Origin of the sequence: Nonomuraea jabiensis, assembly GCF_014204795.1 — a bacterium.
Lineage (GTDB): Bacteria > Actinomycetota > Actinomycetes > Streptosporangiales > Streptosporangiaceae > Nonomuraea > Nonomuraea jabiensis.
In genome coordinates this window covers 6,812,891-6,825,872 of the sequence record NZ_JACHMB010000001.1, presented here as the reverse complement: position 1 = coordinate 6,825,872, position 12,982 = coordinate 6,812,891, and the positions used below count along the sequence as shown (strand labels likewise).

The 12,982-nt window shown below is 72.1% G+C and carries 15 protein-coding genes; 7 read left to right on the top strand and 8 right to left on the bottom strand.

What is annotated here, in order from left to right:
• Positions 1–2: 2 nt before the first annotated feature.
• Together pspAA and HD596_RS31205 are read right to left on the bottom strand one after the other, a co-directional pair.
• Positions 3–281 carry a PspA-associated protein PspAA gene (gene pspAA / locus HD596_RS31210; protein ID WP_185072836.1) on the bottom strand — a complete coding sequence of 93 codons (279 nt, stop codon included), beginning with the start codon at positions 279–281 and terminating at the stop codon, positions 3–5.
• Positions 278–1,096: a PspA/IM30 family protein gene (locus tag HD596_RS31205; protein ID WP_185072835.1), complete on the bottom strand. Its 819-nt coding sequence runs from the start codon at positions 1,094–1,096 to the stop codon at positions 278–280. Before HD596_RS31205 ends, pspAA begins: the two co-directional genes overlap by 4 nt.
• A gap of 152 nt (positions 1,097–1,248) precedes the next feature.
• Between HD596_RS31205 and HD596_RS31200 the strand changes: the two genes are divergently transcribed.
• A complete protein-coding gene (locus tag HD596_RS31200; protein ID WP_313045226.1) occupies positions 1,249–1,830 on the top strand; it encodes a DUF3043 domain-containing protein in 582 nt (193 codons plus the stop codon).
• A 29-nt stretch (positions 1,831–1,859) separates the two neighbouring features.
• Here HD596_RS31200 and HD596_RS31195 read toward each other — a convergent pair whose 3' ends face one another.
• Positions 1,860–2,888 carry an SMI1/KNR4 family protein gene (locus HD596_RS31195; protein ID WP_185072834.1) on the bottom strand — a complete coding sequence of 343 codons (1,029 nt, stop codon included), beginning with the start codon at positions 2,886–2,888 and terminating at the stop codon, positions 1,860–1,862.
• 57 nt (positions 2,889–2,945) lie between these two features.
• Between HD596_RS31195 and HD596_RS31190 the strand changes: the two genes are divergently transcribed.
• Entirely contained in the window at positions 2,946–3,944 is a 999-nt protein-coding gene (locus tag HD596_RS31190) for an aldo/keto reductase family protein (protein WP_185072833.1), read from the top strand.
• A gap of 70 nt (positions 3,945–4,014) precedes the next feature.
• On the opposite strand, the gene HD596_RS31185 is transcribed toward HD596_RS31190, so the two are convergent.
• On the bottom strand, positions 4,015–4,221 hold the full coding sequence (locus HD596_RS31185; protein WP_185072832.1) for a hypothetical protein: 207 nt from the start codon (positions 4,219–4,221) through the stop codon (positions 4,015–4,017).
• Positions 4,222–4,303: 82 nt separating this feature from the next.
• Between HD596_RS31185 and HD596_RS31180 the strand changes: the two genes are divergently transcribed.
• Both HD596_RS31180 and HD596_RS31175 read left to right on the top strand, forming a co-directional pair.
• Positions 4,304–4,969 (top strand): SCO2322 family protein, encoded by a 666-nt coding sequence (locus HD596_RS31180; RefSeq protein ID WP_185072831.1) that lies wholly within the window; start codon positions 4,304–4,306, stop codon positions 4,967–4,969.
• A gap of 50 nt (positions 4,970–5,019) precedes the next feature.
• Entirely contained in the window at positions 5,020–6,093 is a 1,074-nt protein-coding gene (locus tag HD596_RS31175) for a bifunctional adenosylcobinamide kinase/adenosylcobinamide-phosphate guanylyltransferase (protein ID WP_185072830.1), read from the top strand.
• A gap of 3 nt (positions 6,094–6,096) precedes the next feature.
• Here the strand turns inward: HD596_RS31175 and HD596_RS31170 are convergent, their stop codons facing one another.
• Complete coding sequence (locus tag HD596_RS31170) at positions 6,097–6,897, bottom strand: ABC transporter ATP-binding protein (protein ID WP_185072829.1); 801 nt, start codon at positions 6,895–6,897, stop codon at positions 6,097–6,099.
• A gap of 33 nt (positions 6,898–6,930) precedes the next feature.
• On the opposite strand from HD596_RS31170, the gene HD596_RS31165 reads away from it, so the two are divergent.
• Positions 6,931–7,767, top strand: coding sequence for an adenosylcobinamide-GDP ribazoletransferase (locus HD596_RS31165; protein WP_185072828.1), 837 nt, complete (start codon positions 6,931–6,933; stop codon positions 7,765–7,767).
• Positions 7,768–7,779: 12 nt separating this feature from the next.
• Here HD596_RS31165 and HD596_RS31160 read toward each other — a convergent pair whose 3' ends face one another.
• The 3 genes from HD596_RS31160 to HD596_RS31150 are packed head-to-tail and all read right to left on the bottom strand — an operon-like array spanning position 7,780 to position 9,979.
• Positions 7,780–8,676, bottom strand: a complete 897-nt coding sequence (locus HD596_RS31160) for a CPBP family intramembrane glutamic endopeptidase (protein WP_185072827.1) — start codon at positions 8,674–8,676, stop codon at positions 7,780–7,782.
• Entirely contained in the window at positions 8,673–9,635 is a 963-nt protein-coding gene (locus tag HD596_RS31155) for a DUF1648 domain-containing protein (RefSeq protein ID WP_185072826.1), read from the bottom strand. Before HD596_RS31155 ends, HD596_RS31160 begins: the two co-directional genes overlap by 4 nt.
• Positions 9,632–9,979 (bottom strand): GntR family transcriptional regulator, encoded by a 348-nt coding sequence (locus HD596_RS31150; RefSeq protein ID WP_185072825.1) that lies wholly within the window; start codon positions 9,977–9,979, stop codon positions 9,632–9,634. Before HD596_RS31150 ends, HD596_RS31155 begins: the two co-directional genes overlap by 4 nt.
• Before the next feature lie 97 nt (positions 9,980–10,076).
• On the opposite strand from HD596_RS31150, the gene HD596_RS31145 reads away from it, so the two are divergent.
• On the top strand, positions 10,077–11,546 hold the full coding sequence (locus HD596_RS31145) for a leucyl aminopeptidase (RefSeq protein ID WP_185072824.1): 1,470 nt from the start codon (positions 10,077–10,079) through the stop codon (positions 11,544–11,546).
• Positions 11,547–11,597: 51 nt separating this feature from the next.
• Entirely contained in the window at positions 11,598–12,962 is a 1,365-nt protein-coding gene (gene lpdA, locus HD596_RS31140; protein ID WP_185072823.1) for a dihydrolipoyl dehydrogenase, read from the top strand.
• The last annotated feature ends 20 nt before the right edge of the window (positions 12,963–12,982 follow it).

Here is a 12,982-nt window from a genome sequence, read left to right as displayed (position 1 = left end):
GCTCAGCCCGGGATGAGGCCCTGGTCGCCCAGCATCTCCCGGACCTCCTCGATCGAGGCGTCCGCGGGGGGAAGGATCAGCTCTGACGGCTCAAGGCTGTCGTCGGGAAGCGCCTTGCCCACCTGGCGCACCTTGTCGAGCAACGCGTGCAGCTTCGTACGGAAGATCGGCTCGTCGCCGACCTCGATGGCCGCCTCGAGCTCGGTGTCGAGCTCGTTGAGCACCGCGATGTCGTCGGCGGAGATCTGTACCTGGCCCTCGCCCATGATCCTGACAATCATGCCGGCTCCCCGGGCTGACGGAGCTGCTGGGTCCCGCCGTGCTGCTGCGGCTGCGCCTGGGGCTGGGCCTGCTGCTGCGGCTGGCCCTGCTCGATGGCGCTCTTGGGCGCGGGGCCCTGGCCCAGCTCGGCCTTCATCCTGGCCAGCTCCAGCTCGACGTCCATGCCGCCGCCCATGCGGTCGAGCTCGGCCTGGATGTCGTCGCCGCGGGCGCCGGTGTAGTCGTCGAGCGCGCCGCTGGCCAGCAGCTCGTCGATCGCCCCCGCGCGGGCCTGCATCTGCGCCGTCTTGTCCTCGGCGCGCTGGATCGCCAGGCCGACGTCGCCCATCTCCTCGGAGATGCCGGAGAAGGCCTCGTTGATCCGGGTCTGCGCCTCGGCGGCGGTGTAGGTGGCCTTGATCGTCTCCTTCTTCGTACGGAAGGCGTCGACCTTGGCCTGCAGCCGCTGGGAAGCCGTGGTGAGCTTCTCCTCCTCGGCCTGCAGGTTGTCGTGCTGCACCTTCAGGTCGGCCATCTGCGTCTGCAGATTGGAGCGACGCTGCAGCGCCTCGCGGGCGAGGTCCTCGCGCCCGACGGACAGCGCCTTGCGGCCCTGCTCCTCGTAGCGCTGGGCCTGCTTCTCGAGGCCGGTTATCTGGAGCTCGACCCGCTTACGCGACGTGGCGACGTCGGCCACACCCCGGCGCACCTTCTGCAGCAGCTCCAGCTGCCGCTGATAGGAGTAGTCAAGGGTCTCGCGCGGATCCTCCATCTTGTCCAAGGCCTTGTTGGCCTTGGACTTGAAGATCATCGAAAGTCTCTTCATCACGCTCATGCGCGTCGGCCGTCCCCTTCTAGGTCGTGCTGGTGTTCACCCAATGCAGCGCAGCCGCCTTGGGATTACCCTACGCATAACGCACGAGGGCGTCACTAAGTTGCAGTCCAGGTAGGGTTGACGTCGTGTTGCGACGCCGTTCCCAAACCTCCGTGGACGACACCCCCGTCCCCGATGACGATCCTAAGCCCCAGGGTAAAGGTCGTCCCACTCCCAAGCGCCGTGATCAGGAGAGCAAACGGCGCCAGCCGGTCCATGCGCCGAAAGACCGTAAAGAGGCCTATCGGCAGATGCGGGCCAAGCAGGCCGCCGAGCGCGACAGGGCCCGTCAGGGCATGCTCGCAGGTGACGAGCGGTATTTTCCTGCCCGCGACAAGGGCCCGGCGCGCAAGTTCGCGCGTGAGTGGGTCGATTCGCGGCGGCTGCCGAGCCAGTATTTCCTGCCGTTCTCGCTACTGATCCTGCTGGCGACGTGGATCCCGTGGCCCATGTCGATCCGCACCGCGGTGCTGGGATACACGGTCACCATCGGCTGGCCGATCATGATGATCGGCGTGCTGTTCACCTCCGTCTACGTGGCGTGGAAGGTCAAGCGCCTGGTGGCGGAGAAGCTGCCCCAGGAGAGCACCCGCGGCGTGGGCTTCTACGCCGCGATGCGGGCGCTGCAGATCCGCAAACTGCGCTTCCCGCCGCCCATGGTGCTGCCGGGCGGCAAGCCGGTGCCCAAGAAGTAGCCGTCCCCGGGTCTCCGGGAACGGCTCGCTCACCGCGCGTCGGACCAGCGGAGCAGGCCGCCCTTGACCGTGGCCCGCGCCCCGAACACGGGGCGGCCCTTCTCCAGCGCGTCCGCCAGGTCGCGCAGCATCGCGTGGTACGAGGGCCAGATCGGTTCCGGCCCCACCATCGACGCCACCACGTGGCCGCTGTCCGCGTCGACCTCGATCATGGTGCCGACGCGGACCAGCCGGCCGATCGGGTCGCCCCTGCCCACCCGCAGGGCGCAGCTCTCCCGCCACTGGTCGCGGATCTCGCGCACGCCGCGCACCTGCTCCCCGCCGAAGCTGAAGCGGGCCGCGGGCGGGCCGGACATGCCGTTGTGGCGCAGCAGCGAGGCCCTCAGGTCGTCGGGGAGCTCCAGGCCGGTCTGGGCCTCGGCGAGCGCGATGGTGCCGGCCCTGCCGGGGGCGCCCAGCGAGGCGTACGTCCGGGGCGCGTTCTCCCGCAGCCAGCGCTCGATGCGCCGCCACTGCCGGTTCACCGCCGCCCGCACGCGCGGGCTGATCGGGCGTACCGTCGCCGGGCCGCTCAGCATGCACGCGGCCGGGATGCCCGGGGGCGACGCCGAGGCCGTCGTGGCCGGCGTGGTCGCGAGGGGGGTCGGGGTCGGCATGACGGGCGCGGACGTGGGCCCGAGGGGCGTCGGTGCCGGCGTGACGGACGCGGACGTGGGCATGGCGGACGTGGGCATGGCGGGCCCCGGCGTGGGCGTGACGGGCGCCGGGCTCTTTCCGCGGGCGTCCATCGCCACCGTCATGGCCGACTGCTCGGCCTGGTAGAGGGCCGCCCGCAGCTCGGACAGCGCCTGCGGCCCCGTGGGGATGAGGGCGGCGGCCAGCGTCAGCACCACGACTCCCGCGATGGCGCCCCACACCGGGCCCATCCGCGTACGTCCGGCCGCCTTCGGGGCCGGGGGCGCGGGCGGCTTGCCGGGCATCCGGGCGCGACGGCGCAGCCGTACCGCGATCGCGGTCACGATGGCCGCAGTCAGCGCCAGCCGTAGGAGCTTCAGCACGTCGCGCACCCTATCCCGAAACCAATCACCCCATGGACCGGGATTAAGGTCGGATGCATGGAATTCCGACACCTCGGTCGTAGTGGTCTCAAAGTCAGCGAGATCAGCTACGGAAACTGGCTCACCCACGGCTCCCAGGTCGAGGAGGACGCCGCCAAGCAGTGCGTGCAGGCGGCGCTCGACGAGGGCATCACCACGTTCGACACCGCAGACGTCTACGCGGCGACGAAGGCCGAGGAGGTGCTCGGCCGCGCGCTGAAGGGCGTGCGAAGGGAGTCGCTGGAGATCTTCACCAAGGTCTACTGGCCGACCGGCCCCGGCCAGAACGACCGCGGCCTGTCACGCAAGCACATCACCGAGTCCATCAACGGCTCGCTGCGCCGCCTGCAGACCGACTACGTCGACCTGTACCAGGCGCACCGGTTCGACTACGAGACGCCGCTGGAGGAGACGCTCAAGACGTTCGACGACCTCGTACGCCAGGGCAAGGTCCTCTACGTCGGCGTCAGCGAGTGGAACGCCGACCAGATCGCCCAGGCCCTGAAGATCGCCGACGAGATGGGCTTCGACCGGATCGTCTCGAACCAGCCCCAGTACTCGATGCTGTGGCGGGTCATCGAGGGCGAGATCGTGCCGCTGAGCGAGAAGGAGGGCATCGGCCAGATCGTCTGGTCGCCCATCGGCCAGGGCGTGCTCACGGGCAAGTACCTGCCCGGGCAGCAGCCGCCGGAGGGTTCCCGGGCGACCGACAACAGCGGCAGCGCCATGATCGCCCGCTTCATGAACGACGACGTGCTGACCCGCGTCCAGGAGCTCAAGCCGATCGCCGCCGACCTCGGGCTGAGCATGGCGCAGCTGGCCGTCGCCTGGGTGCTGCAGAACCCGAACGTCTCCAGCGCCATCGTCGGGGCCAGCCGCCCCGAGCAGGTGCGTGACAACGTCAAGGCCGCGGGCGTGAAGCTGGACGCCGACGTGCTCAAGCGGATCGACGACGTGCTGGGCCCGGTCGTGGAGCGCGACCCGGCCAAGACGCAGAGCCCGAGCACCCGCCCGTAACCCGTCCCCCACCCCAGAAAAAGCCCCTTGAGCCACAATGGCGCTCAAGGGGCTTTTCATTCACCTCAGATCACTCCTGGCGCAATGACAATCCCGTGTACTCCACGCGGTCCTCTTCGAGCAAGGCCACCTGCTCAACTCCCGATTCGAGCAGGTCACGCCAGTTCTCGCCGAGCCAGGACTCCGCGTCGGCCTGGCTCGGAAAAACTTCTCGCGGCAAAGGGCGATCCGTTACCTCACCACCATTTGCATTTTCATAACGCCACCGCCATGTCATGCCATACGCTCCTTTTCCGCGGGTTCGCCGGCGCACCCTCCGCAGGCACTGGAACCCTACTCCCGAGCTTGGAGGTCAATCGATGCTGCGCGCGTATCGTGTTGCGGCCGGGGTCGCCCTCGGGGCGGCCGCCTTACTCTCACTCCCCTCCTCCGCTCTGGCCGACGCTCCGGCCGACCCTGGGGTCCCGCGTACGTGGAGCGCGTGGCAGAGCGACGGGACGGCCTGGCTGGCCGTGACGGCCGACGCCGCCCCGCCGGACGGCTCGGTCATCGGGTGGCGCTTCTCCGTGGCCCCGGACGGGGCGAGGGGCGAGTCTCCCGGCGGGGACCTGCCGTCGTTCCAGGCGGTGTGCGGCAGGGACGCGGCCGGGTCCGGGCACAAGCGCGTGGTGGTCGCGGTGGACTTCGGCGACGGGGAGGCCGACGCCTACCCCGGCGAGCGGCCTCCCGGGCAGATCGCGCCCAAGTGCGTCACGGGCGCCGAGAACGCCACCGCCGCCCAGCTCCTCGCCTCCACCGCCAAGGTCCGCGTGGACGCCCAGGGGGCCGTCGTGGCGGTCGCGGACTATCCGTCCCGGGAGAAGGGCGGCACCGAGCTGACGGACGCCGCCGCGTCCGCCACGTCCGCCGCGCCGTCCGGGAGCGGCCTGCCGATCACGCTGGTCGCGGCCGGAGCCGGCGTGCTCGCCCTCCTGGCGGGCGGCACCGTGGCGGCCACCCGCCGCCGCTCCAGGACCCACGCCTGACCTGGAACGTTCCATCCACCCGGCCGGCCGGTGACGCTACGCTCGGCGCGGTGAAAATCCTTGTCTCCGGCACGGCGGGCGGCTCCGGATGGCCGGAGCCCGGCTGCCGGTGCGCCTCGTGCGCCGGGCTCCCGTCCGGCCACCGGCGCCCGTTCGAGCTGGTCGTGGACGGCGTGGCCCGCTTTCCCTTCGACGATCCGCCGAGCGGCTACCGGGCCTGCGCGGGCGGGCTGGGGCTGGCCGGCCCCGACGGCTCCCGGCTGCTCTGCCTGCCGAAGGGACGGCCGGTGCCTCAGGACGGGCCCGCCAGGTACGACGTGGTCCTGATCGACCTGCTCGACCGGCCCGAGCGGCTCGGGGAGCTGCGGCGGGCGGGGCTGGCGGACGACCGGACCGCGGTGGTGGCCGTCGGGCTGGACCACCGGATCCGCTCGGAGGAGGAGCTGGCCAGGCGCCTGCGGCTGTGGGGCGCGCTGGCCGTTCCCGACGGGACGGCGCTGGAGACCGGCCAGGCGCTTCCCGGGACGACCAGTGGGACGGTCATCGGGACGGTCATCGGAACGGGGCCCGGCGGCGGTGGCGTGCTCCCCGGCGGCCCCGTCACGGCGCCGTGGCGGACGTTGCTGCTGGGCGGGTCGCGGTCCGGGAAGTCGGCCGAGGCCGAGCTGCGGCTGGCGGCCGAGCCGTACGTCACCTACGTGGCCACCGGCCCGAGCGGCGCGGGGGACGGCGAGTGGGCGGCCCGGGTGCGGGCGCACCGGGAGCGGCGGCCCGCGCACTGGGCCACCGTCGAGACCGCCGACCTCGTCTCGGCCATCCGGCAGGCCACCGCACCGCTGCTGATCGACGGGCTCGGGACGTGGCTGACGGCGGTGTTCGACGAGCACGGGGCCTGGGAGGGCGACCGCGCTCCCGTCCGCGAACGCTGCGACGAGCTCGTGACGGCCTGGCGGCGGACGCCCGTGCGCCTCGTGGCGGTCTCCGACGAGGTGGGGATGGGCGTGGTGCCCGCCACGTCCAGCGGGCGGAGCTTCCGGGACGAGCTCGGCCGCCTCAACGAACGCCTCGCGGCCGAGTCCGAGTACGTGGCCCTCGTGGTGGCGGGGCGCCTGCTGGAACTGTGACCGCTACGGGCGGACGGCGCGGGCGTACCAGCGGCCGTCGAGCCGGTCCACGTGGAGGGGGCGGCCGAAGCACTCCGAGAGGTTGTCCGGGGTGAGGACCTCCTCCACCGGCCCCGCGGCCAGCACCCTGGCGTCGCGCATGAGCATCGCGTGGGAGGTCGTCGCCGGGACCTCCTCCAGGTGGTGCGTCACCGTCACGGTGGTCAGGACGGGCCGGGTCGTGGCCAGGTCCTCGACGGCGGCGATGAGGTCCTCCCTGGCCGGCAGGTCGAGCCCCGCGAACGGCTCGTCGAGCAGCAGCACCGCCGGGTCCGCCATGAGCGACCTGGCCACCCTGATCCTGGCCCGCTCGCCCTGCGAGCACACGCGGAACGGCCGGTCCGCCAGGTCCTTGCAGCCCAGGTCGGCCAGCAGCCGGTGGGCCCGGTCGCGCTCGGCTTCGCCGTACTTGTCCCACAGGGGAACGCTCGTCCCCGTGTGCCCGGTGAGCACCACGGTGTGCGCGGTCGCGCCCTCCTGCTCCATCAGCTCCTCGTCGATCAGCCGCTGGCTGGCCGCGACCAGGCCGATGTGGCGGCGCAGTTCCCGCACGTCCACCCGGCCGAGCTTGTGGCCGAGCACCTTGACCGCGCCCTCGGTGGGGTGCCGGACGGCGCCCGCCAGGGAGAGCAGCGTCGTCTTGCCCGCGCCGTTGGGGCCGAGGACCACCCAGTGGTCGCCGTAGTCCACCTGCCAATCGACGCTGTCCAGCAGCGCCTTGCCGACAACTCGGACAGCTACGCCTTCGAGTTCAACCACGTGCATCCCGCCACACTAGTGGGCCTACGATCGTCCGATATGCGCCTTCCGCATGGCCTGTCGTTGGCGATCGGCACTCTCAGCGTCTTCCCGGTGCGCGTCGAGCGGGTGGATCGGGAGGTCGCGGGGCAGGCGATGACGCTGGCCCCGCTGGTCGGGCTGGCGCTCGGGCTGGTCGCCGGGCTGCCGTTGTTCCTGCCGGGGCCGCCGCTGCTGGGGGCGGCGCTGGCGGTCGGGCTGCTGGCCGTGCTGAGCCGGGGGCTGCACCTGGACGGGCTCGCCGACCTGGCGGACGGGCTGGGCAGCGGCAAGCCGGCCGCTCAGGCGCTCGACATCATGAAAAAGTCGGACATCGGGCCGTTCGGCGTGATGACGCTGGTGCTGACGCTGGTCGTCCAGGTCGTCGCGGCGGCCGGGGCCGGGTACGCGGCGCTGGTGACGGCCTGCGTGGCCGGGCGGCTGGCGCTGACCTGGGCCTGCCGGGCAGGCGTGCCCGCCGCCCGCCCCGACGGGCTCGGCGCGATGGTCGCCGGCACGGTACGCCGCCCCGCCCCCTTGCTCGCCACCCTGGCCGCGCTCCTCGCCGCCGCCGCGGCCGGCCTGACGCCCGCCGCCGAAAAATCCCCGCACGACCTCTCCGGCGGCATCTCCAGCGATCTCTCCGGCGGCATCTCCAACGGGCTCTCCAACGGCCTCTCCAACGGCCTCTCCGGCGGGCTCCTGCTGCCCCTCGGCCTGCTCGCCGGGCTCGCCGCCGCCCTCCTGCTGCTCGGGCACGCGCGGCGACGCCTCGGCGGGATCACCGGTGACGTTCTGGGGGCGCTGGTCGAAGCGGCCACGGCCACCACATTGGCGGTGTGCGCGATCCTCGGCTGAGCGCCCCCGGGATCACGAGGGTGAGGCGACCGGCTGCGGCACCCGTACCGGATAGAAGCGGAGCAGGGCCGCGCCGAGGAGCGCCATGAGGAACCAGCCCACCAGGCCGGTCAGGCCGACCAGCACCTCGTTCGGCGGCGCGGCGGCGTCGCCGAGCAGCAGGACGGGCTGGGCGACGGCGTTCAGCGAGCCGTGGGCCACGACGGCCGGCCACACGCTGCCCGTGCGCAGCCGCAGCCACCCGATCAGCACCCCGAACAGGACGCAGAAGCCCACGAAGAACAGCGCCGCCCAGGAGCTGAGCCGCGGGTAGTTGTAGCCCAGGAGGGTGAGGGGGGCGTGCCACAGGCCCCAGATGACGCCGGTGTAGACCAGCCCGAGGAGCATGCCGTTGGTGGCGACGAGCCGGGGCAGCAGCCAGCCCCGCCAGCCCCACTCCTCCCCCAGCGCGGGGATGGCGTTCAGCACGGGCCCGGCGATCACGCCGACCCCGATCTGCAGCACGATCGCCGCGGTGAGGCTCTCGGGCACGCCCACGCCCTGGGCCCGCAGCACCGCCCTGAACAGGCTGAACTGGTCGAGGTCCAGCGAGAACAGCCCGACGGCGGCGCTGAGGCCCACCGCCAGGAGCAGCAGCAGCGGCATCCCGAGCCAGGCCGTCAGGATGAGGACGCCCGTGCGCCCCTTGCGCTCGCCCAGCGTGAGCCCGGTCTGCCTGGCCCACTCGCGGAACGGCGTGCGCGTGACCGCCCACACGCCGAGCACCCCCACCGACGGGGTGAACATCATCAGCGTGGCCAGCGGCCGCAGCAGCGGCGAGCCGATCCCGCCGGCGAACCAGAGGGGCAGCGCCGCCGCCCACGACAGCCCGAAGGCCAGGACGATGAAGATGAGGAGAGGTCGTTTCATTGCTCCACACGCTCCGCGATGAGGGCGTTGATGAGGGATGCGCCGCGTTCGGCGTCGTCGATGCTGATCGCCAGCCGGCCGCCGGAGCGGTAGCGGAGGACCAGGCACTCGCCGCCACGCAGCATGATGGTCGAACTGCCGGGCAGCCCGCGGATGCCCCAGCCCCCGACCTCGGCCGGATGGCGCGTCTCCGACCAGGCCGACTCGATCCGTGACAGGGGGATCCTGCGCGCCGGCCAGCCGAGCGGGCCGAACTGGATGGCCACCCGGCCGTCGCCGACCTGCACGGACACGGAAGAGGTCAGCACCCCGGCCGCCAGCACGAGGACGAGCCCGGGCAGGACCGACGTCGCCGTCACGCCGGACATCAGACCGGTGACGTAGAGCAGGCCCAGTATCAGGGCGGCGGCCAGCGCGGCGACCGGGAGCAGCGCCAGCCACCTGTTGGCGACGTGGCCGACCCACACGGTGCGCCGGCCGGCCCCGAGCCGCAGCAGGGGCGGGGTCCGGCGGGCGAAATCCGCGTCGGGCGCGCCCCTGCGCAGATATCCCGCGAGCACGGCGAGGCCGGTCCCGCCCACGATGACCCCGAGGACCTGCCAGCCGGGCAGCCGGGTCGCGGCCCAGTCGGGCGCGTCGAGGTTGGCGAGCACGGTCGTGACGTTGACGCCGAGCGCGAGCGCACCCATGCCGAACAGCCCGCCCCACCACACCGTCCGGCTCTGCCTGCGCGCCGTGGCCCGCTCGGCCGCGGCCAGCGCGACCAGCCAGAGCACCGCCCACGTCAGGAACATGACCACGATGTACGTGGTCAAGGACATCGAGCGGATGGCCGGGCCGCCCAGCTCCCAGCGGATGGCCAGCGGGTCGGGCAACCGGTCGCGCATGGCCAGCGGCAGCGCGATCTGCGCGGCGAGGACGAACAACCCCCATATGACGGCGGTGATTCGAGGATTCACGGCAGGTCCTCCAGTATGGCGATGAGGTCGTCGCGGCCGTAGCCGTACTTGCGGGCCTCGTCCAGCAGTTCGCGGGCCCGCTGCGCGAGCAGGGCGCGACCGTCGGCGCGCCCCGCGACGCTGACCCCCCGGCCCCGCCTGAACTCCAGCAGTCCCTCGTCGCGCAGGTCGCGCAGCGCGCGCAGCACGGTGTTGGGGTTGATGCCGAGCACCTGGGCCAGGTCGCGGGCCGGCGGCAGGCGGTCGCCGGGCCGGTAGGAGCCCTCTCCGATGGCGCGGCGGATGGCGCCCGCCACCTGCTCGTGCAGGGGCCGGGCGTCGTTGAGATCGAGCGTCAGCAGCATGATGCTAATGACACTAGCACCATTCTTCATGACGCGCGATTGGTAGGATGAACCCCTGTTTGTGAGTACGCAGAAGACCTGGATAGCATCGGTTTACGTGACCACTGTGCGGCTGAACTCAGCAGATCCAGTCTCCATCGCCACCGACGCGTTGATCGTCGGCTTCAGGTCAGGACAGGACGGCCCCCGCGCCGCCACGGGCGCCGAGTCGCTCGAGGCCGCCTTCGGCGGCAAGCTCGCCGACTCCCTGCGCGCCGTCGCCTTCACCGGCAAGGCCGGCGAGGTGGCCAAGCTTCCCACGTTCGGCGCCATCGCCGCCCCGCTGCTGGTCGCGGTGGGTCTGGGCGACTCGCCCGACGCCGAGGGTCTGCGCCGCGCCGCCGGCGCCGCCGTACGGTCGCTCGCCGGCACCTCCAGCGCCGCGCTCGCCCTGCCCACCGGCACGCCCGAGGAGGCCGAGGCCGTCGCGCTCGGCGGCCTGCTCGGCGCGTACGCCTTCGCCCGCTACCGCACGAACGGCGAGCAGAAGGCCCCGGTCGCCGAGCTCACCGTGGTCTCGGGCCAGCCCGACGGCGTGGCCGAGCGCGCGGGCGTGCTGGCCGACTCGGTCGCCCTGGTCCGCGACCTGGTCAACACGCCTCCGTCCGACCTGTGGCCGGCCAAGTTCGCCGAGATCGCCGAGCAGGAGGGCACCAAGGCGGGGCTGAGCGTCGAGGTGCTCGACGACAAGCAGCTCAAGGACGGCGGCTACGGCGGCCTCATCGGCGTCGGCCAGGGCTCTGCCAACCCGCCGCGCCTGGTCCGCCTCTCCTACACCCACCCCGAGGCCGGCAAGCGGCTGGCGTTCGTGGGCAAGGGCATCACGTTCGACTCCGGCGGCCTGTCACTCAAGCCGTCGGCCTCGATGGACTGGATGAAGTCCGACATGGGCGGCGCGGGCGCGGTGCTCGGCGCCATGATCGGCATCGCCCGGCTCGGCCTGCCGGTCAACGCCGTCGGCTACCTCTGCCTGGCCGAAAACCTGCCGAGCGGCACCGCGCAGCGCCCCTCCGACGTCATCCACAGCTACAGCGGCAAGACCGTCGAGGTGCTCGACACCGACGCCGAGGGCCGCCTGGTGCTCATGGACGGCATCGCCAGGGCCGCGCAGGACGAGCCCGACCTGATCGTCGACGTGGCCACGCTCACCGGCGCGCAGATCGTCGCCCTCGGCTGGCGCACCGCCGGCGTCATGGCCAACGACGACGCCGCCAGGGAGCTGGTCGTCGAGGCCGCGAAGGCCGCCGGCGAGGGCGCGTGGGGCATGCCGCTCCCGGAGGAGCTGCGCAAGGGCCTCGACTCGCCGATCGCCGACATCGCCAACCTCCAGCCGGAGCGATGGGGCAGCATGCTGGCGGCGGGCATCTTCCTGAAGGAATTCGTGCCCGACGGCGTGCGCTGGGCCCACATCGACATGGCCGGTCCCGCCTTCAACAAGGGCGAGCCGTACGGTTACACCCCGAAGGGCGGCACGGGTGCCATCACCCGGACCCTCATCGGACTCGCAGAGCGGCACGCGAGCATCTGAAACAAATGAAAAGATGACGGCATCACGAACACCCCGACAAGGAGCCTTCCTGTGGCCTATGACATCGTCGTCCTAGGTGGCGGCAGCGGCGGTTACGCCTGCGCGCTTCGGGCGGCTGAGCTGGGCAAGTCGGTCGCGCTGATCGAAAAGGACAAGATCGGCGGCACCTGCCTCCACAGGGGATGCATCCCCACGAAGGCCCTGCTGCACTCCGCCGAGGTCGCCGACGAGACCCGCGAGAGCGAGTCCTACGGCGTCAAGGCGCGCTTCGACGGCATCGACGTGCAGGGCGTGCACGCGTTCAAGGACAAGATCGTGACGCGGGCCTGGAAGGGCGTGCAGGGCCTGCTGAAGGGCGCGGGCGTGACGATCGTCGAGGGCGAGGGCCGCCTGGTCGGCCCCAACCGGATCCAGGTGGGCCAGGAGGTCGTCGAGGGCCGCAACCTCGTCCTGGCCACCGGCTCGGCGCCCAGGTCGCTGCCGGGCCTGGAGATCGACGGCGAGCGCGTCATCACCAGCGAGCACACCCTGAAGATGGACCGCGTGCCCACGTCCGTCATCGTGCTGGGCGGCGGCGTGATCGGCGTCGAGCTGGCGAGCGTCTACCGCTCGTTCGGGGCCGAGGTCACGATCGTCGAGGCGCTGCCGCACCTGCTGCCGACCGAGGAGGAGTCCAGCTCCAAGCTGCTGGAGCGGGCCTTCCGCCGCCGCGGCATCAAGTACGAGCTGGGCGTCTTCTTCGACAGCGCCAAGACCACCGAGACGGGCGTGGTCGTCACGCTGGCCAACGGCAAGACCCTCGACGCCGAGCTGCTGCTCGTCGCGGTCGGCCGGGGCGCGGTGTCGGCGGGCATGGGCTTCGAGGAGCAGGGCATCGCCATCGAGCGCGGCGCCGTCGTGGTCGACGAGCACTGCCAGACCTCCGTGCCCGGCGTCTACGCCATCGGCGACCTCATCCCGACGCTCCAGCTCGCGCACGCCGGCTTCGCGGAGGGGATCATGGTGGCCGAGCACATCGCCGGCCTCAACCCGCCGCCCATCGACTACGCGGGCGTGCCGCGCATCACCTACTCCGACCCCGAGGTGGCCTCGGTGGGGATCACGTCGGCGCAGGCGGCCGAGCGCGGCATCGAGATCGTCGAGCAGGTCTACGACCTCGCGGGCAACCCCAAGAGCCAGATCCTCGGCACCTCGGGCGCCGTGAAGGTCATCGCCCAGAAGGACGGCCCGGTGGTCGGTGTCCACATGGTGGGCCGGCGCATCGGCGAGCTCGTCACGGAGGGGCAGCTGATCTACAACTGGGAGGCGCTGCCCGCAGAGGTCGCCCAGCTCATCCACGCACACCCGACCCAGTCCGAGGCCATGGGTGAGGCGATGCTGGCCCTGGCCGGCAAGCCGCTGCACGTACACAACTAGTCCAAGCCCTCGAGATCAGA